Here is a 19,373-nt window from a genome sequence, read left to right as displayed (position 1 = left end):
ACGGGATACGATGGGCGGGGTTTCTAACCTCGCGTTATTGCGTTAGCAACTTAACCAAGACAAGGTCTGCCTTAATGCGAGACTGAAGCCTTGCCACCTTAAGGGTTACCAGCATAATTCAACTGATATAAGTTAAAATTACCATGCCTATTTAAATACTCGCTTGATAAATTTTGATAGTTGTTTTGGTTGTACCGCCATATTGATATGCTTTTTAATGTGTTTTAAGCGGCCGGTTAACAACGGGTAACGGCCAGCATCACCATAATGTTCCTTTATGCCTGCATCCCCGTATCTTGAAATTACGGCAAATAAATGCGCAAATCGTTTGTTCGGATTTTGCCTTTTTACATATTTGCTAATACAACTATTTACCTGGATTTTGGCTTTTGTATCGTCAGGGTTAGTGATTGGCGTTGATAACTTTAACAATTTATCTGCGGCAACCAGTAAGCTACTTAACGCCATTTTTGGGGTTTCACTAATGCAACGCCCAAAGTGATTTTGCACGGTTTGCCAGTTAATATTTTCTTGATGGTATTTTACCAGGGCATGCAGGTTTATTAACTGCCGCCAATCCAGCTGCTTATCACTAAAGCCTGAATGAGATAATTCACTATGCGCAATCGACAATATCACTTGCTGGCTAGGTTCCAGCTGCAATATTTGTAAGCCGCTGGTTAATACTAAGGGAGTTGCTTGTTGCCACACCTCTGTGGTGGATAAGACATCACTTACCGATTTTTTTAATACCCAACGATGCAGTTCAACACAACACTCGCCCCCTTCTCTGAATAATGCCGGCGCATGATGATGGCCAATAGGGGTTTGTTCGTGTTCTTCCAGTTGTGGCAGGTAACCATGACTCACCAATGTCTCATTTGCTTGTTGTTGCAACTCTTCCGGCACCAACAAGTCGATATCGGTCATAAAACGATTACTTATGGGGTTAAACACGCCATTAAATAAGCTGGCACTGCCTTTTAACATGATCACCGGTATTTGGGCATCAGTTAATAACTGGCAAGCAAATATCGCTTCTTGTTTAATCGTTTGGTTACGCTGATCCAAGAACTGTTCAAGCTCGGCTAAATATGCGGTGAGCTCTGGATCAAGTTGCTGCCATATAGTGCTTTTTTTTAAGCTGTTGTGTAGCGCGCCGCCTAACCAGTAGGTATTGGTTAGGGCTATTAGTGGTAAGCGCGCATCTTCATCGAGTAAACTGGTTAACTGTTGAGCAGAGTGTTGCTCCGGGTGGGTTAACCACATACCTAAATCGATGAAGGTTTGCTCGGTGATTTTTGTTTGATCTTTTTGCTGTTTTATTGCTGACATAATGTAGTTACCAGTTTATGGGCTTTTCGTTTGTGTTGTCGCTTATATACTGTCCGCTTATTTGTAGGTTACAGTTTTGTCATTACTCAAATCTCTATGCGATATCTTATACAACTTAGTGTTAATTTTTAAATAGATTTATAAAATGCGCTAAATATCGGGGCTTAGACAACATAGTTAAATGTCGTTTTAAATGCTTTAAACGGCCCGATAGCATGGGGTACTTTCCACTTTCGCCATACATGGTTTTAATGTTTTCATGGCTATAGCCTTTTATTATTGCCAATAAATGCGCAAATCGTTTACTCGGTTGTTGCCTTTTTACATACAGATTAATGCAGTCATTCACCTGCTTATTGGCTGCTTTATCGTTACGCTTGGTGATTGGCGTTGCTAACTTTAAAAATTTATCGGCGGCAACTAATAAAGCATTTAACGCCATGTACGGGGTGTCATTATGGCATCGGGCAAAGTGGTGGTGCACGGTTTCCCAGTCGATGTCTTGGTGATAATGGTTTACCAGGGCATACAAGTTTAATAACTGGCGCCAATCTATGTGTTGGTAGCTAAATCCGCTATGGGATAATTCACTGTGGGCAATTGACAAAATCACTTGTTGACTTGGCGCCATTTGCAATACTGGTAAATTATCGGTTAACGCCAGTGGCGTGGCTTGCTGCCAAACCTCTGCCGTTGCTAGCACATCGCTTACCGATTTTTTTAATGCCCAACGATGTAGCTCAACACTGCACTTGCTACCCTCTCTGGTTAATGCGGGTGCATGGTGGTGCCCTACCGCCGCTATGTCATGCTCTCCAATATCCGGCGCATAACCATGGCTGATTAAAGTGTCACTGGCTTTTTGTTGTAAATTTTCCGGTACCAATAAATCGATATCGGTCATAAAACGATTGCTTATCGGGTTGAATACGCCATTAAAGATACTGGCTCCGCCTTTTAGCATTACTACCGGTATGTTGGCATCACTCAGTATTTGGCAGGCAAAAATAGCTTCTTGCTTTATCGCTTGGTTGCGCTCGTAAAAAAACTGTTCCAGTACGGCTAAGTACTCGGTTAATTGGCTATCAAGTTGTTGCCAAATGCTACTCGCCTTCAGGCTATTATGCATAGCTCCACCTAACCAATAACTATTGATTAGGTCCAGCAGGGGTAAACGTGCATCTTCATCAAGTAAAGTAGATAATTGCTCGGATGTATGTTGCTCAGGATGAGTTAACCACATGCCTAAATCAATAAAGGTTTGTTCGGTGATTTTTGTTTGTTTTGGGGGTATTTTCACGCCTGACATAGTGCCGTTACCAGATTATCCGCTTGTTCGCTGGTGGCGTAAGTTATTTGGTAGGTGCTTATGTGCTGGCAATAATCCAGCAATTTTTCAATGGTATGCTCATTCAGCTCTACCCCTAATTGGTAGCCACCTTCGGTGACCAGCTTCAGCGTATCTGATACTGTTAGCTTGGTTGCTTTTGGCGTGGCACGTTTATCGTATTTCGGGCTGAGTAATAAGGTTTGGGTTGTTGTGTTTGTGTGGCAAGCACCATTTTCAATTGCGCAAGCTAAACCCAAGTCGTCGCCGAAAACTTCATTTTGGGCGATATGTTCCGGCCAAATGTATTTTAATATTCTGCCATCAATTCGGTGCCATTGTTTCTGCTTTTCAATCTCTGGGTATAGCTCGGCGATATGCTGCCAACTGCCCGACTTTATTGCCATTGGCAGTGCTAAACTGGTCAGCGTAAAGTTGTTATCCAGGGCGATGATCTCGTCTGAATACACTTGAAAATTTTGTTTTGATAACTCTGCTGTTAATGTTGATTTACCGGCACCCGATACACCGGGAAGGAGTATAGTGTTGTGCTCATTTTTCAGCGCTGCGCCATGAAAGCCAAAACAGTAGTTGCTTTGTTGGTAACTCAAGATTTGTAGACGGTCGATAAGTATCGGAACCACTTGGTTTTGCTTTAGGTCTTGCTCTACCAGTAAGTTGTTTGAATACAGCTGATATTGGCCTTGTTCAATTTTCACTTCAAAGATGAAATCTATGCGTTGTTGGTTTGCTAATTGTTCAGTTTTTATCTGTATCGGTTGTAACAGCGCTTGTATATCTTGTTCTAAGGTTTTATTTGCACATTGAATCACAAAGGTAGAATTGGCAACTTGAATGCAAAAATCTTGTTTCTTGACGCTTTGGCTATGGTGCGGTTTTAATTCTGGGTACCTGCCATCGGCGTAAGTTCGTGGCTCTTGGCTATTATCAAACAATGCTTTGACTTGCGCTAACGCCGGGGTTATTTGCTGTGTAGTTAACTTACTGTATTGTTGCAGCTCTACTATTGCCTGCTCGTCGGTTAAACCTTCATCTAAGGCGATTAATATCGCGATGGTTATTGGCTCGAGTTGCGATAAGGATTTTTGCCCCTGATGAAACACCAGGCCTTGTTCGCTACTTAACCACAAGGTTAAATGGGGAGTATTGAGGTTAACTTTTTCAAACGGCATGGAGAGTGGTTACTGCTTAGTTATGTTTAGTTATGCTTTATATCACTGAGGTTAACAATTTTGGCAATTAACGTCTATACGGTTGGCTAGGTTTTTCTGGATGGCGGGGTTTTCAACCTCGCGTTATTGCTTTAGCAACTAAACCTAAGGCGAATTTCGCCTTAATGCGAGACTGAAGTCCCGCCAACCAAAAGCAACTCGATTGGTGAGTGGTGTACGGTTGGCGGGGTTTTCAACCTCGCGTTATTGCGCAGCAACTAAAGCTAAGGCGAACTTCGCTTTAATGCGAGACTGAAGTCCCGCCAACCAAAAGCCCAAAACGGTTCGGAGCTTTCACTGGTTGGCGGGATTTTTAACCTCGCGTTATTGCGCAGCAACTAAAGCTAAGGCGAACTTCGCTTTAATGCGAGACTGAAGTCCCGCCAACCAAAAGCCAAAAACGGTTCGGGCTTTCACTGGTTGGCGGGGTTTTTAACCTCGCGTAATTGCGCAGCAACGAGCAAGGCTGGACTCGACTTTGCTGGTTATCTTATTGTTAAATAATGACTTTGTTATATTGTGTTTTTGTTGGTACTACTCCTGATACTAGCAAAAGTGAAAGTCACTCTATTTTTTGATGAGTATTAATCCTTAAATCACTACAAAATAGATAATATCTTTTATTTTGACTAATCTATAATTCACTACGCATTATTTAAAGAGCAATAAAATGAAAATACGTTGGATATTCCCCATTGTCGTAGCTATCTTTCTTACGGGCTGTTTCGATAGTGATAATGGATCCAATTCCGCTGACCATCTTATTGCGGATTTTTCCACCTTAGAAAATAATAATATTTTCGTGACTCATTATACAGTTGAGGATAATGAGTATATATTCCATTTCGAGGATGGGCGCACTTTTAAGTTCTTTGTTGATGATATTACAAGCGTAACGGAAGATCTTACCAATAATAAACTGACGATTGTTGTTAATGCAGATAGTAGTATTACAGTCTCCTATCTGAAAAATTATACATTGGAAATACCAGATTCGGCGATAACGCTTAACCCTACGGGTTATTGCCCATTATGTGCGTCAATAAATATCGAAACACAGATAAGTGGGATAATTCATTTTCGTATTATCAGTAAAAATAATATAGCTGACTTTGAGCATCAATTTAGTGACGTTACTGCAAACCATCAAGTGCCGATTTTAGGCTTATATAACAACTACCCGAATGAAATAGAGATAAGTTTCCTCAATAATCACGGAAATGTAAGAGCAAGTAAAATAGTTACAATTGTCACCACCGATAATGAACATAACAACGCTTCTGTAAGCTTAGTAAATTACCCTGATAATATACCAAGATTCTTTTTTCTATCGACCTTTCAAGCATTCGATCAATCTGGAGAGTTGCGTTGGATTTACACGAATCCATTGGCGGGGAGAATATATCGCCAATTAGATAATGACCATCTTTTAATTGACGGTACCCGAGGTTACATCTATCACAGGCGAGAGTTATTAGAAATTGATATGTTAGGCAACGAAATTGGCCGTTATACCGTTCCTAATCAAACACATCACGATGCCATTCAGTTACCAAACGGTAATTTTTTGGTCGCGAGTAATAGCACAGATCCCGTTAATGGAAACGACGGTTTGCCAGAGGAAGACTATATTGTAGAAATATCGAAACAAACCGGTCTGGTTATCTCATCCTGGGATCTGAACAACATTGTTGATCCAACCCGTCAAATGTTACAAGGCATATCTCGAAATGATGATTGGGCACATTTAAACTCAATTGAATACGATCCAAGTGATGATTCTATTATCGTGTCATTACGTAATCAGAGTGCCGTTATAAAGTTTGATAAGACAACATCAGCCCTTAAGTGGATTATTGGAGCCCATAATTTCTGGGTTCAGCCTTTTACTTCCTCGCTGTTAGAGCCAATTAACTTTGGCGCAAATGTGGCCGACTGGAATTTTGGCCAACATCACGCAACTTTGTTACCTAATGGTAACATCCTGATGCATGACAATGGAAATTACCGCAGCTTTTCTCCCGATGCCGATTTGCGGACTTATACTAGAGCGGTCGAATATAAGATAGACGAAGAGAATAAGACCATTGAGCAGGTGTGGGAGTATGATTTTAATAGAGAAATATTTGCGGCTGGTTTAGGGGCTGCAAGCTACGAACATAGTACTGGAAACCGAACTATCTCTTCTGCTGACAATAATGGCTTTACTCGATTTGTAGAGGTAACAGGCGAAATCAATCCATCACTTATCTTTGAAATGAATATAACTGACGAGCGTATTTATCGGATACAAAAACACCCTCTATATAGGTAAATTTTTAGCAACGGTTAAAAGGGGGAAGTTCATCTCAGCAATACACCCACTCCGTAAAATACGGCAAAAGTTTTCAGGTTGAGTCGGAATATGCAATTAACAGCGGAGGTAAATTCGTAATTTATGATTAACGTTAGTGTTGCTGTTTACATATTTTGCACACCCTGTACCAATGACAAGCAATTATAACGCATGAATTAACCACTACAAAACCACGAATTAAAATTTGAAGTTTGGGGCTTTCACTGGTTGGCGGGGTTTTTAACCTCGCGTAATTGCGTAACAACTAAATCTAAGGCGAATTTCGCGTTAATGCGAGACTGAAGTCCCGCCAACCAAAAGCTATCCCTGTAAGCGGGTGCTGTATGGTTTTCGGGATGTGATTGCTATCCGGTTGGCGGGGTTTTTAACCTCGCGTAATTGCGTTAGCAACCTAATCTAAGGCTAATTAGCCCTAATGCGAGAATGAAGTCCCGCCAACCAAAAGCCAAAAACGGTTCGGGGCTTTCACTGGTTAGCGGGGTTTTTAACCTCGCGTAATTGCGTAGCAACTAAAGCTAAGGCTAACGTCGCCTTAACGCGAGAATGAATTCTCGCCAACCGGACGGTAAACTATCAATATCCCCAAAAATGGCCTTCAGCGCATACAATCTAGTGTCATGGAGAATTAAATCAAATAAACCAATAAAACCTCACCTTCAAAGCAATAAGTCACTACAACGTTAAGTTTACACAGTTAAACCACTTAAATGTTGTTTTTTTGCCGTTAAACCACTAATATCTCATAATTAATGAATAAGGACCAGGCATGCCTCAATTATATTTTAGCAATACCACAGCCGAATCCCGTAAACTGTCTGCACAAGCAAAGTCGGGGATTATTAAACGGATCTACAAGGGTATCTACACAGATGCAGCCTTAGCCGACATTGAAAAAGTTGTGCAATCAAAATGGTACGATATTGTTAACTACTTAATGCCTTCAGCTATCGCCGCTTTTCGAACAGCTCATGAACTAGTTCCTATCAACAACACGGTTTTTGTTGTCGACGACGTCAGCAAAAGACGCAATGTGGTTGTGTTTAGCTCTCTAACCATCGTGGTAATTCCGGGTAATATACAGAATATGGTTGAACCATTTTTGCCGCAAATGCTGCGCACCACACCTACCCGTCAATATCTTGAAAACCTATCTGAGTCCCGAGGCAAGCACAAAAAGTCGCTTGGCCAAATATGGGTAGAACAGCGTTTATGCATTGAAATGCAGCGCTCTGGAGAAATGGAGCTCAATAAAATTAGGGACGGTGCCAGAAAATTTCATCTAGAATGCGGCGGTTTTGAAATTGAATTCGAACAACTAAATGCCATTATCAGCTCTCTATTGTCGACCAATACCAGTAAGGATGCACTAGTTACCGATATCGGATTAGCAAACGCTAGAAAAGAACCTTTCGATCCCCATAGACTTACTTTATTTAGTTCGCTCGCCAACTACCTAAACCGTTGCGAGTTAAAACCTGTCGATTATCATTATAATAAACTTAACTGGATGACCCTGTCATTTTTTGAAAGTTACTTCTCTAATTATATTGAGGGCACTGAATTTGAAATCGAGGAAGCGGAAAAAATTGTATTTCAGAATATAGAGGTTGCTAACCGTCACGCAGATTCGCATGACGTACTGAGTGTTTACCAACAGGTTAGTGATTATCAGGAGATGAGTAACTCACCGCAAACACCAGATGAATTGATTCAAACATTAAAAGACCGACATTTTGCGATGATGGTCGAGCGCCCGGAGAAGAGGCCAGGACAGTTCAAAGAAAAAGCAAATCAAGCCGGAGCAAGTCACTTTGTGCGCCCTGATGAAGTAGAAGGTACATTAAAGCAAGCTTTTGATCTTTATAAAGACCTGCCAGAGGGTTTAGCCAGGGCAATATTTATGCATTTCGTTGTCGCTGAATGTCACCCATTTGATGATGGCAATGGCCGGCTAGCCCGGATCATGATGAATGCTGAGTTACACGCAAGCGGCCAATATAAATTAATTGTGCCGACTGTTCATCGAGATAGTTACTTAAATGGTTTACGCAGTGCCACTAGAAATGGTGAGTTTAGAACTCTTGTTAAGGTGCTATATCAATTACAGCAGTATACAGCATCCATTGACTGGAGTGATTATGGCGAAGCCAAAGACTTAATTGAGGAACATTGTGCCGATAAACTCCCAGATCAGGGAATTGCCGTTTTCAATAATCAGATCAGAAAGTTTAAGTTTAACCCTCCGCTACAGATGGATTAGATCCGGTTGGCGGGGTTTTCAACCTCGCGTGATTGCGTTAGCAACTAAACCTAAGGCGAACTTCGCCTTAATGCGAGACTGAAGTCCCGCCAACCAAAGATATCGCTGCTGGTTGGTCGCTCATCAGATTGCAAAAGCGCTCAAGCAAGTAATGCGGGATGCTATATAGATTTGCTCTATATTCATTTCCATTGTTCATTGTGATATCCCACCTCGAAAATTCACCACACCCGGCATAAAGCCTTACAGAAGTGGGAAATTCTTTTTCAGAAAGCAAAATTTTCAGTGATTTTAGTTTATTGGAGTTGCCAGCCTTGCATTCCAAAGGTACTACCTTCCCCCCAATACCGATAATAAAATCAACCTCTGATGTGGCTCCTTTTTTTTGTCTTTCCCAGTGATTAAGATTAAGTTTCCGGTGAAAAGGCGGAATTGAAGCAATGGTTTGAGCAACATATTGCTCCGCTATAGCGCCGTTAACGACATCATTAATATCTTCGCTGGTGTAAATTGTCGCTGGATGTAGCTGCATAAAGGAATAACAGATCCCTATATCAAGTGCGAAGAGTTTGTAGTCTTTAGGGTTCTCTCCTGTGAGCAGAGGTACTTTATTTTGACTGGTATGCAAAGAGCGTCGAATAACCCTTGCGTCAACCAATACATCTAGATGTGCCTTCACGTCGTTAGCTTTATATCCTGGCGCAAGTTGTGAATACTTCATTCCCCTAGATGGCGAGCTTAGAATTTTCCTTAGCAATAAGTCTAAAAGCTCTGGCTTATAAGTTTTGGATGTCAACTCAGAATACTTAGGTAAATCTTCCAAGTAACCAGTCACAATATCTGTTTTTATCTCATCAAGTCTCAAGGGGCCTGCGCCATTTACTTGAGCTTTAACAACAGCAGGCATACCGCCGCATACAATGTATTCACGAAATAATTTTGTAAAAACATTGTGCAGCGCTAAAGGCACTGGTTTTAGAGTGGGTAGCTCAATAAGCTTGTTATAGGCGACCGGATTAAGCGCTAGCAAGTATTCTTCAAATGACATTGGATCAAGATAGCTGTATTCTACTCGGCCCGTTGGCCCTTGCGGTTTTTCGGATTTCTTGCTTTTGAATTCAAATAATGATCCCGCTGCAATCACTCGGTATTCTGGGGCTTTTTCTTTAAAATACCTTAAATATTCGTAAAGGCCTTCTACTTCCTGGGCTTCATCAAAGAAAAACAGCACATTTTCTGGCCGTAAGTTGATCCCTCGTTCAAGCATGATTAATTCTAGTATATCTTTAGCCTTTTCCTTGAACTGCAACATATCAGTAAAGCTTTGAGTTTCCTCCATGTTTACTTCAATTAAGGTTAAATCGAGTTCTTTAGCAAGTAAGTGAACTAAGGTGGTTTTTCCGACTTGTCTTGCCCCTCTCAACACCATAACCCCACGTTCTTCACGTTCAGCCCAAGATATAAGGCGTTCTTTACATTTTCTGTACATACACTAGTCCTCTGCAAATTTACCCGTAATCACAACAGACAAAAGTCAGGGTAAATATACCAGATAAATAGATAAAAGTCAGGGCATTCACATCAATCAAATAGACAAAAGTTAGGGTAACAACACCGTATGAATAGACAAATATCAAGGGAAGCATTAGTAGAAAGGATAATAGTACGAGCGAATTTTGGTCAATTCATCCGAACGTTCGCCATAAGTGCGGTAAAAACCACCAAAAAATAGCTCAGAAAATTTAAATTTACCCCTCCTGTACAGATGGACTAGAATTCTCGCCAACCCAAAGCAACCGGTTGGCGGGTTTTTTAACCTCGCGTTATTGCGTTAGCAACTAAGCCTAAAGCGAACTTAGCCTTGACGCGAGACTGAAGTCTCGCCTACCAGATTACTTACGGCGTACTATATGGGCAGGACACCCTACTACGGTAACCTCCGGTGGTACGTCGTTTAATATTACCGCGCCGGCGCCAGCTATTACCGTGTGACCAATATTGATCTGGTGAATCAAATTGGAACCTATGCCTATCCAGCAATAATTGCCTACAGTTACTTCGGCGGCCAAATTCACGCCAGGAGAAATATGCACAAAGGCATCAATAGTACAGCCATGATCTATGTTGGCGCCGGTGTTAATGATAGAGCCTTCGCCAATTTTGGTACCGTAGTTGATACAGGCATTGGCTACTATCATTACCCCTTGGCCGATTTCAGAGTAAGGGCTTACGGTGGCGTCTTTTGAGATCAAGGTGGCAATGTTAAAACCCCGTTTTTTAAATTGGGTAAGTTTTAAGTCTCTGATCTTGTTGTGACTAAGGGCGATAAAAATAGCATCGTAGCTACTGCCGTGTTCCATTAAGTCTTGCTCGTTACCCACCACTTGCCAATGGCCACAATTTTTTTGTTGTGGGTATTGGGCATCAAAAAAATAGACTTCATAGCCGTTTTGCTGGGCGATTTCGGCGGCGACTTTGCCGTGGTCTTCAGTACCTAAAATGGCTAACGTTTTTGGTTGCAGGGGCATAATTGAGATCTCTAATAGGTAAAATGGAAAATAAGTATGAATTCATACTAAAGATTCATGGTAAGCAGTGCAATAGGCTTAGTGATAATAAGGGCCGAGATCTTTAAACTAGATCAATATGAGTGTTATTTTTTGCTGGGCTTGCGCTTCACTCATTTGGTTGGCGGGAATTTATTCTCGCATTCAGGGCGAAAATCGCCCTGGTTAGGTTACCGCATTGCGGTAATTACGCGAGGTTAAAAACCCCGTCAACCGGGTTTATGGGGTTAGCTCTTGATGGTATTTGACAATTTCGTGATGAGCTGCAATTAATTGTTTTAGTTTTGGCTCTTCGCTTTGCTGCAATGCGCCGCCAAGTTGGGCCCAAATTAAATGTACTTCTACTCTGTTTTTACCATAGGTATGGGCGTTTATCAGATATTGGATCATTTGATTGTCAAACTCACCCAGATGCCATTTGTTCAATGCCAGGGCAGCCCAGGTACCCGGCCAGGTTGGCCTAAGTTGAGTTGATTGCAGGTATAACTTGTTGGCTACTTTTAGGCTGGCTTGTTTGGGGGCTACGCCTGCCCTTACGCCCCATTCTAATATTTGTGCTTTCGTTTCCAAGTATTGTGGGTTTTGGTGCAAGTTAATGGCGGTATTAATGCTCACCAATGCGTTGTGGTAACTTTCGATGAAATTTATGCGCTCGAATAAGGTCTTTTCAGGGCAGGTTTGTATGCCTTGCGTACAATTAGCTGCTAAGCCTTTGGTTGGCTGTGTGACTGAAATCGCCCCTACTTTCGCTCCTACAATTTGTTGCCAATAGGTGAGTTGTTTATCGGCTTGTTTAAAGGCCAGGTTTGCTGCTCCATAGGTTGCAGCCACATAGCTTAAATAAAGTAATGTTAAGGTTATTATTATTTTGGCTATCTTTTGCATGCTCTGGCGGTTTAGTGCGGTTATTTTTATTGTTTAATCATAAACAATAAACGATTTAGGGGATAGGTTTTTATTGCTACGCAATTACGCGAGGTTGAAACCCCGCCAACCGGGGGGGTTAGATCCGCCGACCGCGTTGCTTTTGGTTTAGGTTGGCGGGAATTTATTCTCGCGTTATGGCGAAGCCAAAGTTTTAGTTACCGCGTTGCGGTAATTACGCGAGGCCTAAGCCCCGCCAACTAAGTTAACAATATTACTTTTTGAAATCTCGATAAAAATTTTCATGCGAGCCTAAAGCGATTAATTCAAGGATTATCTGGCCACGCTCAAAGCTATAGCCTAATAGAGTAGATTGCCTGTTCATTTTGAATTTATACATTTTTAAAAATGCCAAATCCCCTTTTTTACGATCACCCAATTCCGGGTTTGCCATTACTGCTTTAACGGCGCCGTCTAGATCCTTCTTTTGGTTGGCATGCAGTTTCTTTACGGCTTTTTTAAACGTCGGGCTTTGAACTACTTTTAGCGGTTTAGTCAAACTGATACGCCTCTAATTTCCCCGCTTCTTTTTCTGCTTGGGCAATTATGGCCTGCTTTACAAATTCATAAGGTAAGTCTGGGTTATCTTCCATTATTTTACCTATTTTTGCCCAGTGTTCTATTTGCTTAGGCGTACTACGATTAAGCGCCTTAGCCATAATTGCCGCTTTTTCTAATAAATCTTCATCTAAGCGTATGCTCACAGTACCCATGCTTTGCTCCTTTCATTTCATCTTTAATTGTAGCAAAGCGAATCTTTTGTGGCAAATTACCACAGTTACTTTAGTCCCCGTGGAAACGTTCATATAAAAATCGTGAGCTATAGGCTCCTTTGCAAAGAGGTCTTTCTGCAGTCTGGATTCTGGATAAATCAGAAATGATGATAGTTTTCCTTTTTGGTGATAATTGTTATCACTTAACCGTTCTTATTACCGCGATGCCGTAATTACGCGAGGCTGAAGCCCCGCCAACCGAAGTTGGTTAAGCCTGCCGACCGCGTTGGCTTGGGCTTTGGTTGGCGGGAATTCATTCTCGCGTTATGGCGAAGCCAAAGTTTTAGTTACCGCGTTGCGGTAATTACGCGAGGTTAGAAACCCCGCCAACCGGGATTGGTTAAATCCGCCGACCGCGTTGGCTTTGGTTTTTGCTTTGGTTGGCGGGAATTTATTCTCGCGTTATGGCGTTAGCCAAGGATTAGTTACCGCGTTGCGGTAATTACGCGAGGTTGAAAACCCCGCCAACCGAGGGTGGTTAACTCCGTCGACCGCGTTGCTTTTGGCTTTGGTTGGCGGGAATTTATTCTCGCGTTATGGCGAAGCCAAAGTTTTAATTACCGCGTTGCGGTAATTTCGCGAGGTTGAAAACCCCGCCAACCGGAACGAGGTTGCTGGCTGGTTTGGTTAGGAGTTGTAGCCGTATTGGTCGTAGTAGCCGTTGAAGTCTTCGTATTTTTTGGCTTTTTCTAGATCGACCTGGTTTAATACTATGCCGTCTACGTTGATGCCGGCTAAGGCCATGCGCTTTATTCCGGTTTTTATCTGTTTTTCTTTGGTGCTGTCGGCTTTTACCACATAAATGTGCGAGTCGGTCAGTCTGGCTACTATCATCGCATCCGACACCGCTTGCACTGGCGCGGTATCAATAATGATACGATCGTATTTTTCTCTTAAGGTGTGCAGCAGTTGCTTGAACTGGTTCGAAGATAGTAACTCTTGTGGGTTGGGTGGCAATTGCCCTGCTACCAATACATCGATGTTCGCTTGTTGATCGTGCTGAATGCACTCATCTAAGCTATTGGTACCGGCAATATAGTTCGACAGGCCTGGCGTATTGCCTGCTAAGTTAAAGTTTTTCGCAATTGACGGGCGGCGCATATCGGTGTCAATCAAAATCGTTTTATCTAATTGTCCCAACGCAAAGGCCAAGTTGGTAGACACTACGGTTTTTCCTTCCCCCGGCAAGGTTGAGGTAACACTTACCACTTGCGCTTTATCTTCTAGATTTAACAGCAGCAGTGACGTTCTTAGCGTTCGTATTGCCTCGGCGAAACTGTGATCATCCCCATCAAAAAAATGTTTGATGTTCAGTTTGCCAAGCTTTCCCGTTGCCACTAAGGGCACAATACCGAGCAAATTTTTGTGTAATTTGGTTTCAACATCGACTACCGCCCGGATGGTGCTATTTAATGCTTCGAGTAATAGCGTGGCCCCTACTCCCACCATGCCACTTAACAGCACAGCCAATACCACGATCAATTTTTTGCGCGGCTTAATTGGGCTTACCGGTGTGGTGGCGTACTCGATAATACGTCCTGCCGACACTTCTAAGCCTTCCAGTTGCGCGGTTTCGTTCAGCTTGATGAAAAATGCTTCGTATAAGTTTTTATTGGTCTCGACTTCTTGCTTTAATTCACGGCGCTTGTTTTCAATACGGGTTAACTTTTGGTAATTCAGTTTGGCCTGATTAATGGCGTTATTAACCTGGTCTACCTTATTTTCAGCTTTGCGATAATCATTGCCTAAGCTCGAAACCAGGCGCTCTATATTTTTGGTCACGTTTTGCTGCTCACGCCTTAAATCGGCATTGGCGGCGATCATCTTCGGGTGTTTTTTACCATAAGTTAATGCCAGTTCGGCCACTTGCTCTTCGGCTTGTCTTTTTTGACTATTGGCCGCAGTTACCGCTTGATGATTTAAAATATCGGGCAAACTGGCTAAGCCCTCAATGTTATTTTGTTCAGCGTTTACTAAGCGATAAATGGTATCGGTTTGTTGAAAAGATTGCTTCGCCAGCACTAGCTCTGCCGACAGTTCTTCCAGCTCAATGGCCGCCAGGCTCTTGATCCCAACCACATCGATTATTGATTCTTGCTCCTGGAACGCCTGCAGTTTTTCTTCCGATTGTCCCAGTTTATTTTTTAACCCCGACAGTGATCTATTTAACCATTGTGCCGACTTTTCAATGCGCTCAAGGTTTACTTCCATATGATTATCAATATAGGCAATGCCAATGGCATTGGCAATTATGGCCGCCAACTCTGGCTCTGGTGAAGTAAATGACAGGATGACCAATTGCGTGTCTTTGATCGGGTTTGCATCGATGCCACCATAAACATAGCCCAGGGCAGACTCATATTGGTATTGCTGAGTAAGCGCCGTTAATTCATCGTCGGTTAAACTCAGGTATTCCGGAGTGGTTGTAAGCAACTCTTGTTTAGTGATACGAAAAAATGGGTGATTGGCCAAATCTAAGTTCTTCACCACTTTTTCAGCAATCGGCTGAGAGCGAATGATTTCCAGTTGCGTGTAATAGTACTCTTGTTGGCCTACTTCTTGTGAGTAAACGTCTTCAAGGCTCATTAATTTGGCGTTATCGGCTTCTAAATAAAACGTTGCGCTGGCAGTATATATTGGGGTAATCGAATACGCATACACACTAGCAAATAGCGCCACGACCGTACTCAGTAAAATAATTTGCCATTTGCGCCGTAATATTACTCTTAGTAGCTGAGCAAGATCAATTTCATCAACATGCTCACCCCGGCCGTTGCTAGTCTCTTGGTAGTTAGGTTGCAACCTGGTGGGGATAGTTTCTATGTTACTCATGCTATCCCTTTAAAAAAAACTTTGCTTTACGCTAATAATATCGCCAGGTTGAACCTTATCATTCAACTTCGCATTACCGGATTGTGCAGTGTCATCAGCCGCTTTTACGATAAATATTTTGTCTTTTGACGCCCGCTCAGTAAAACCTCCGGCCAGCACTACGGCTTTAGCAATGGTTAAGCCGGGTTGATAAGGGTAAGCTCCTGCTTTTTTCACTTCGCCCTCAATAAAAAAGGGGCGATAAGTGTTTATCGCAACGGCAACATCAGGATTAATTAAGTAGTCCGGTTGTAGCCCTTGTTCTATTTTCTTTTCCAACTCGGCCAAGGTTAGGCCGCTTACTTTCACTTCGCCCAAAAATGGGTAATTGATCACGCCGCGAGTATTGATCAATACCTGGGTCGACAATTCTTGTTCGCCAAACACACTAATGCTGATGGTATCACCTGAATCTAGGCGATAATCGCTTTCGGCCGCTACCACAAAGCTAAAAAGAGTTAACATCAGGGCGGCAAAAACCCGCAAGCAAAACGGTGTTACTAACCGCTTTGTTTGGCTATTCAAGTGAAATACAGGCTGGCAATACAACATAGATATCTTCGAATTATTCGGCTAAAAAGACGCGTTTAGGGTAAAGGTTAATTGATTTTCATTATACTCAAGTTGTTCAAAATTACTACTGCGGTCAATACTTGTCAGTGAAATAACGCATTCAAGATTTCTGCGCATTTGATATTCAATGCCAGCATTGAATACATAGTTATCATCTTCGCGCAACGAGCCGCCATATTCATCCTGGTTAAGGCTGTATGCAAGATTAGTGGCGATTCGGTCTAGCCACTGATGATGCCAGGTGGCGGTGTAGTTCGTATTTTTAATGTAGGTACCCTGGCCTTTGCTTTCGCTGACGTTTTTTGACGATGAAAAATCAAAATTTGAATAGGTTAACGGCCGCCACAATACCCCCACCTGCCAACGCAAACCTGACTCATCACTTAGGGCTTGCTGATCAAAGTTTCGGTTTTCATAGCCCAACCGAACATAACCAGTGGTTAATGCACTGCCTTGCCATTCAAAGCCGACAAAGCCATCAATGGTTTTGCTATCGAGCGGATATTCCCCTTCTCTTGGCTGGTTATAGGTTACCTTAGTTACATTCGCTCTAAAGGTAACTTTGGTAAACGCCCCGGTTTTGTAATGTAAGCGAGCGCCCACACTGCTCTGGTCATATTCTCTGTTGGCGCTGTAATCAATATCGTCGCTGTCGTCGGGTAAATTTAAATCGTCTAAATGCAGGCCTTGCCAGCGCACTTGCTGATAACTGGCAACAACATCGATATTCGCTTGTGCCGTTTTGGCGCCAAAGGTGTATAAAGATTCCAGGTTTAGGGTTTCGTTCGCCGTTGGCTGCTGCAATACTTCAGCAAAACCAATGGAATAGCCTTGACCACGCTCTTCATGATCTTTGAGGTAATCGGCAGAGAATAAAATGCGATGGCGAGTGGCTAAATCAAAAAACGCCTTGGTGGTTAATTGATGATTGGTGTAATTGTCGCTGCCGCTTGCGGCATTATTTTTGTAGCTAAAGCCATAATCGAGCTGATAAAAATTTAAGTTTTTAACTTGGCTAATGGTTACCTTGGGAGCAAGCACGTTATACACAGTATGTTCTTTGCGGTCTTCGCCATGGAGTAAATTGTCACTGTAGCCCTGGCTAATGCTAATTTGAGGAGTAACATTAATGCCTGATAATTTGAACGTTTCCGGCTCTAAGGCATGGCTAAAGGCTGTTGCAAATATTTGCAACAGACACAAAAACATTCCTATAGATTTACAACAAAACGTCATTAACGAATTAAACCCAACTTATTATTCTTTTGTTGATTAATGAACTGTTAAAAAGTTTATTAACCCTTACTTTTTATAAGGTTACAGACTCATTTGCACCTAATGCGATGATAACATAAATCGTAAAAAAACGCTCTATATTATAGCTAATTAAACTAAATCTCATGGTCCCCAACAAGCTGCTAACACAGCTTTAATAAAATATTCACAAACTGTGAAATTTTATGCAAACCAGCCGTGTAGTGTTAATAGTAATTGATTTAATTAACGCTACCGTTTTGTAAACGAGAACTGCGTAAACCATATCGGCTTAACCAGGCCAAGGCTAAGATGAGGTGAAAATACGCGGCATTTGCCGGCGCTTGCAGCTGAAAATCTACCGAAATATGGATAAGCATGCCGGTTATTGCCATGCAGCAGGCAAAGCCCAGGCCTTGCAATAATCGGCTACGTCGCTCTTTCATCGCCATAATGGCATGGCTCAAACTGATTAATACCACCATTGCCAGCCAAATGGTTGCCGGTAAACCATATTCAATGGCAAACTGCAGGTAATCATTATGGGCATGATCAAAATAGGCTGTTACATCACTGCCCTGCACCAATGGGAAGGTGCTGTAGTAACTGCCGCCGCCGGTTCCCGTTTCCGGAAACAGTTTCACCAATTCGAATGAGTATTCGTTTACCTCATCACGCTGCTCAGTTTGCATGCTGGTTTGGGCAATGCGCTGCTTTACCTTATCAATGCCAAAGTAGGCGCCCAGAATGAAGGCGTCGATAATAAAAATGCTGATTAACAAAATGCTCAGACTTTTGTTTTTTTGTTTCATTAAGCCAAACGCCACCAGGCCAGTAAGGGTAAGGGCAACAAAAAAGGCGGTGTTGCCCATTCTCGAGCGTGATAATACGATGGCAATAACCATAATCGCCAGCGCTATTCTTAACGCTGCTTTGCCCGAAACCAGGCTGGTTAAGAGTTTAATTAGGTTGTCTTTATTGCTCGTTTTACTCGCTCTGTTACTATCTAACGTCGATACTAAATAACCCGTGCCAATGGCTAAGGTCAACATTAAAAAGTTGGCAAAATGGTTTTTATAAACAAAACTGCCGTTTGCGGCTGTGCTGTTGGCCAACTGCATAAAAAAACTGTGCTCATTGCCGCTTAATGCTTGCAAGCTGCCGTAAAACGCTTGCCAGGTACCGGCCACAATAAGGGTAATGAGTAATAACTTTAAGCGTTTAAAGTTGTTTACCAAGATCAGCGTAGTTAACATCATTAAAAAATAACTTAAGGCTTTTAAGGTGGCTATGCTGGCTTGGGTAGGGTCTAGCGCGATTGGCCACCAACTATCGCTAGCCAGGATACTTTGCTTAATCAAGTAAGTATTAACACTTACCGCTTTTAATAATGTGGGAGGTATTGGCACCAGCTGCAGCGCTTGGTAAATGACAAAAATACCCAGGCCGGCAATTAACGGCCAATAGGGTTTTAGCTGGGCTTTTATTTGATTGCCGCTATGGGTGTAAATTATACCGATAAACAAGGCGTAACTCATCACTTCCATAATCGACCAGGCCCAGGGACGGTTTGAGCCTAACGGTATAGGTAGCCAAAATAGCAGCGCTAAAAATAGATAGAATATGGCGTTTGTGGTTGTTGAATTATCCGTTTTATTCATATTTATTATTTTTGGTTGGCGAATTTGATTTTGGTTGGCGAGAATTCATTCTCGCATTAGCGCGACGTTAGCCCTGGTTTTGTTAGCGCGCTGCGGTAATTACGCGAGGTTGAAACCTGAAGTATCCCCACAAATATTTGTGTAAGCGTTTGAAATTTAGTTAAATTAATTTCACCACAAAACAAAAAAACTAAACCTCAAACGCTATGAAGGTATTTTCAAACTTTTTTAAGAAAGAAT

14 protein-coding genes are annotated in these 19,373 nt (G+C 42.2%); 2 read left to right on the top strand and 12 right to left on the bottom strand.

Features of this window, described 5'->3' with window-relative positions; genetic code table 11:
- Nucleotides 1–147 precede the first annotated feature (147 nt).
- The 3 genes from ND16A_RS07425 to ND16A_RS07435 all read right to left on the bottom strand — a co-directional run bounded on the left by ND16A_RS07425 (nucleotide 148) and on the right by ND16A_RS07435 (nucleotide 3,855).
- Nucleotides 148–1,335 carry a nucleotidyltransferase family protein gene (locus ND16A_RS07425; RefSeq protein ID WP_033078001.1) on the bottom strand — a complete coding sequence of 396 codons (1,188 nt, stop codon included), beginning with the start codon at nucleotides 1,333–1,335 and terminating at the stop codon, nucleotides 148–150.
- A 121-nt stretch (nucleotides 1,336–1,456) separates the two neighbouring features.
- The gene (locus ND16A_RS07430; RefSeq protein ID WP_160173518.1) at nucleotides 1,457–2,635 is read right to left on the bottom strand and encodes a nucleotidyltransferase family protein; all 1,179 of its coding nucleotides are present in this window, start codon (nucleotides 2,633–2,635) and stop codon (nucleotides 1,457–1,459) included.
- On the bottom strand, nucleotides 2,632–3,855 hold the full coding sequence (locus ND16A_RS07435; protein ID WP_033077999.1) for a hypothetical protein: 1,224 nt from the start codon (nucleotides 3,853–3,855) through the stop codon (nucleotides 2,632–2,634). Before ND16A_RS07435 ends, ND16A_RS07430 begins: the two co-directional genes overlap by 4 nt.
- Nucleotides 3,856–4,564: 709 nt before the next feature.
- Between ND16A_RS07435 and ND16A_RS07440 the strand changes: the two genes are divergently transcribed.
- Nucleotides 4,565–6,208, top strand: a complete 1,644-nt coding sequence (locus ND16A_RS07440) for an aryl-sulfate sulfotransferase (protein WP_033077998.1) — start codon at nucleotides 4,565–4,567, stop codon at nucleotides 6,206–6,208.
- A gap of 808 nt (nucleotides 6,209–7,016) precedes the next feature.
- Nucleotides 7,017–8,510: a Fic family protein gene (locus ND16A_RS07445; protein WP_033077997.1), complete on the top strand. Its 1,494-nt coding sequence runs from the start codon at nucleotides 7,017–7,019 to the stop codon at nucleotides 8,508–8,510.
- Nucleotides 8,511–8,577: 67 nt separating this feature from the next.
- On the opposite strand, the gene ND16A_RS07450 is transcribed toward ND16A_RS07445, so the two are convergent.
- The 9 genes from ND16A_RS07450 to ND16A_RS07485 all read right to left on the bottom strand — a co-directional run bounded on the left by ND16A_RS07450 (nucleotide 8,578) and on the right by ND16A_RS07485 (nucleotide 19,133).
- A complete protein-coding gene (locus ND16A_RS07450) occupies nucleotides 8,578–9,999 on the bottom strand; it encodes an ATP-binding protein (protein WP_235282129.1) in 1,422 nt (473 codons plus the stop codon).
- Between the two features lie 403 nt (nucleotides 10,000–10,402).
- Nucleotides 10,403–11,038 (bottom strand): acetyltransferase, encoded by a 636-nt coding sequence (locus ND16A_RS07455; RefSeq protein ID WP_033077996.1) that lies wholly within the window; start codon nucleotides 11,036–11,038, stop codon nucleotides 10,403–10,405.
- A 258-nt stretch (nucleotides 11,039–11,296) separates the two neighbouring features.
- Complete coding sequence (locus tag ND16A_RS20290; RefSeq protein ID WP_052073136.1) at nucleotides 11,297–11,962, bottom strand: hypothetical protein; 666 nt, start codon at nucleotides 11,960–11,962, stop codon at nucleotides 11,297–11,299.
- Between the two features lie 253 nt (nucleotides 11,963–12,215).
- A complete protein-coding gene (locus ND16A_RS07460; RefSeq protein ID WP_033077995.1) occupies nucleotides 12,216–12,500 on the bottom strand; it encodes a type II toxin-antitoxin system RelE/ParE family toxin in 285 nt (94 codons plus the stop codon).
- Nucleotides 12,493–12,714, bottom strand: coding sequence for a TA system antitoxin ParD family protein (locus tag ND16A_RS07465; RefSeq protein WP_033077994.1), 222 nt, complete (start codon nucleotides 12,712–12,714; stop codon nucleotides 12,493–12,495). The genes ND16A_RS07460 and ND16A_RS07465 overlap by 8 nt, the downstream gene beginning before the upstream one ends.
- 687 nt (nucleotides 12,715–13,401) lie before the next feature.
- On the bottom strand, nucleotides 13,402–15,606 hold the full coding sequence (locus ND16A_RS07470) for a GumC family protein (protein ID WP_033077993.1): 2,205 nt from the start codon (nucleotides 15,604–15,606) through the stop codon (nucleotides 13,402–13,404).
- A gap of 9 nt (nucleotides 15,607–15,615) precedes the next feature.
- On the bottom strand, nucleotides 15,616–16,110 hold the full coding sequence (locus tag ND16A_RS07475; protein ID WP_052073138.1) for a polysaccharide biosynthesis/export family protein: 495 nt from the start codon (nucleotides 16,108–16,110) through the stop codon (nucleotides 15,616–15,618).
- A gap of 108 nt (nucleotides 16,111–16,218) precedes the next feature.
- Nucleotides 16,219–17,412 (bottom strand): outer membrane beta-barrel protein, encoded by a 1,194-nt coding sequence (locus ND16A_RS07480; RefSeq protein ID WP_160173517.1) that lies wholly within the window; start codon nucleotides 17,410–17,412, stop codon nucleotides 16,219–16,221.
- Nucleotides 17,413–17,714: 302 nt separating this feature from the next.
- Nucleotides 17,715–19,133 (bottom strand): O-antigen ligase family protein, encoded by a 1,419-nt coding sequence (locus tag ND16A_RS07485; RefSeq protein WP_052073135.1) that lies wholly within the window; start codon nucleotides 19,131–19,133, stop codon nucleotides 17,715–17,717.
- Nucleotides 19,134–19,373: the final 240 nt, after the last annotated feature.

Origin of the sequence: Thalassotalea sp. ND16A, assembly GCF_000764205.1 — a bacterium.
In the GTDB taxonomy this organism is placed as follows: Bacteria; Pseudomonadota; Gammaproteobacteria; order Enterobacterales; family Alteromonadaceae; genus Thalassotalea_A.
Note: the sequence above shows the minus strand (reverse complement) of the source record. Positions and strands in the feature narration are given on the sequence as shown.

What these genes read in the sequence shown, in the direction of transcription:
- ND16A_RS07435 (WP_033077999.1), bottom strand. Translation starts at nt 3,855, where the DNA reads ATGCCGTTTGAAAAAGTTAACCTCAATACTCCCCATTTAACCTTGTGG.
- ND16A_RS07455 (WP_033077996.1), bottom strand. Translation starts at nt 11,038, where the DNA reads ATGCCCCTGCAACCAAAAACGTTAGCCATTTTAGGTACTGAAGACCAC.
- ND16A_RS07465 (WP_033077994.1), bottom strand. Translation starts at nt 12,714, where the DNA reads ATGGGTACTGTGAGCATACGCTTAGATGAAGATTTATTAGAAAAAGCG.
- ND16A_RS07450 (WP_235282129.1), bottom strand. Translation starts at nt 9,999, where the DNA reads ATGTACAGAAAATGTAAAGAACGCCTTATATCTTGGGCTGAACGTGAA.
- ND16A_RS07440 (WP_033077998.1), top strand. Translation starts at nt 4,565, where the DNA reads ATGAAAATACGTTGGATATTCCCCATTGTCGTAGCTATCTTTCTTACG.
- ND16A_RS20290 (WP_052073136.1), bottom strand. Translation starts at nt 11,962, where the DNA reads ATGCAAAAGATAGCCAAAATAATAATAACCTTAACATTACTTTATTTA.
- ND16A_RS07425 (WP_033078001.1), bottom strand. Translation starts at nt 1,335, where the DNA reads ATGTCAGCAATAAAACAGCAAAAAGATCAAACAAAAATCACCGAGCAA.
- ND16A_RS07485 (WP_052073135.1), bottom strand. Translation starts at nt 19,133, where the DNA reads ATGAATAAAACGGATAATTCAACAACCACAAACGCCATATTCTATCTA.
- ND16A_RS07475 (WP_052073138.1), bottom strand. Translation starts at nt 16,110, where the DNA reads ATGTTAACTCTTTTTAGCTTTGTGGTAGCGGCCGAAAGCGATTATCGC.
- ND16A_RS07445 (WP_033077997.1), top strand. Translation starts at nt 7,017, where the DNA reads ATGCCTCAATTATATTTTAGCAATACCACAGCCGAATCCCGTAAACTG.
- ND16A_RS07470 (WP_033077993.1), bottom strand. Translation starts at nt 15,606, where the DNA reads ATGAGTAACATAGAAACTATCCCCACCAGGTTGCAACCTAACTACCAA.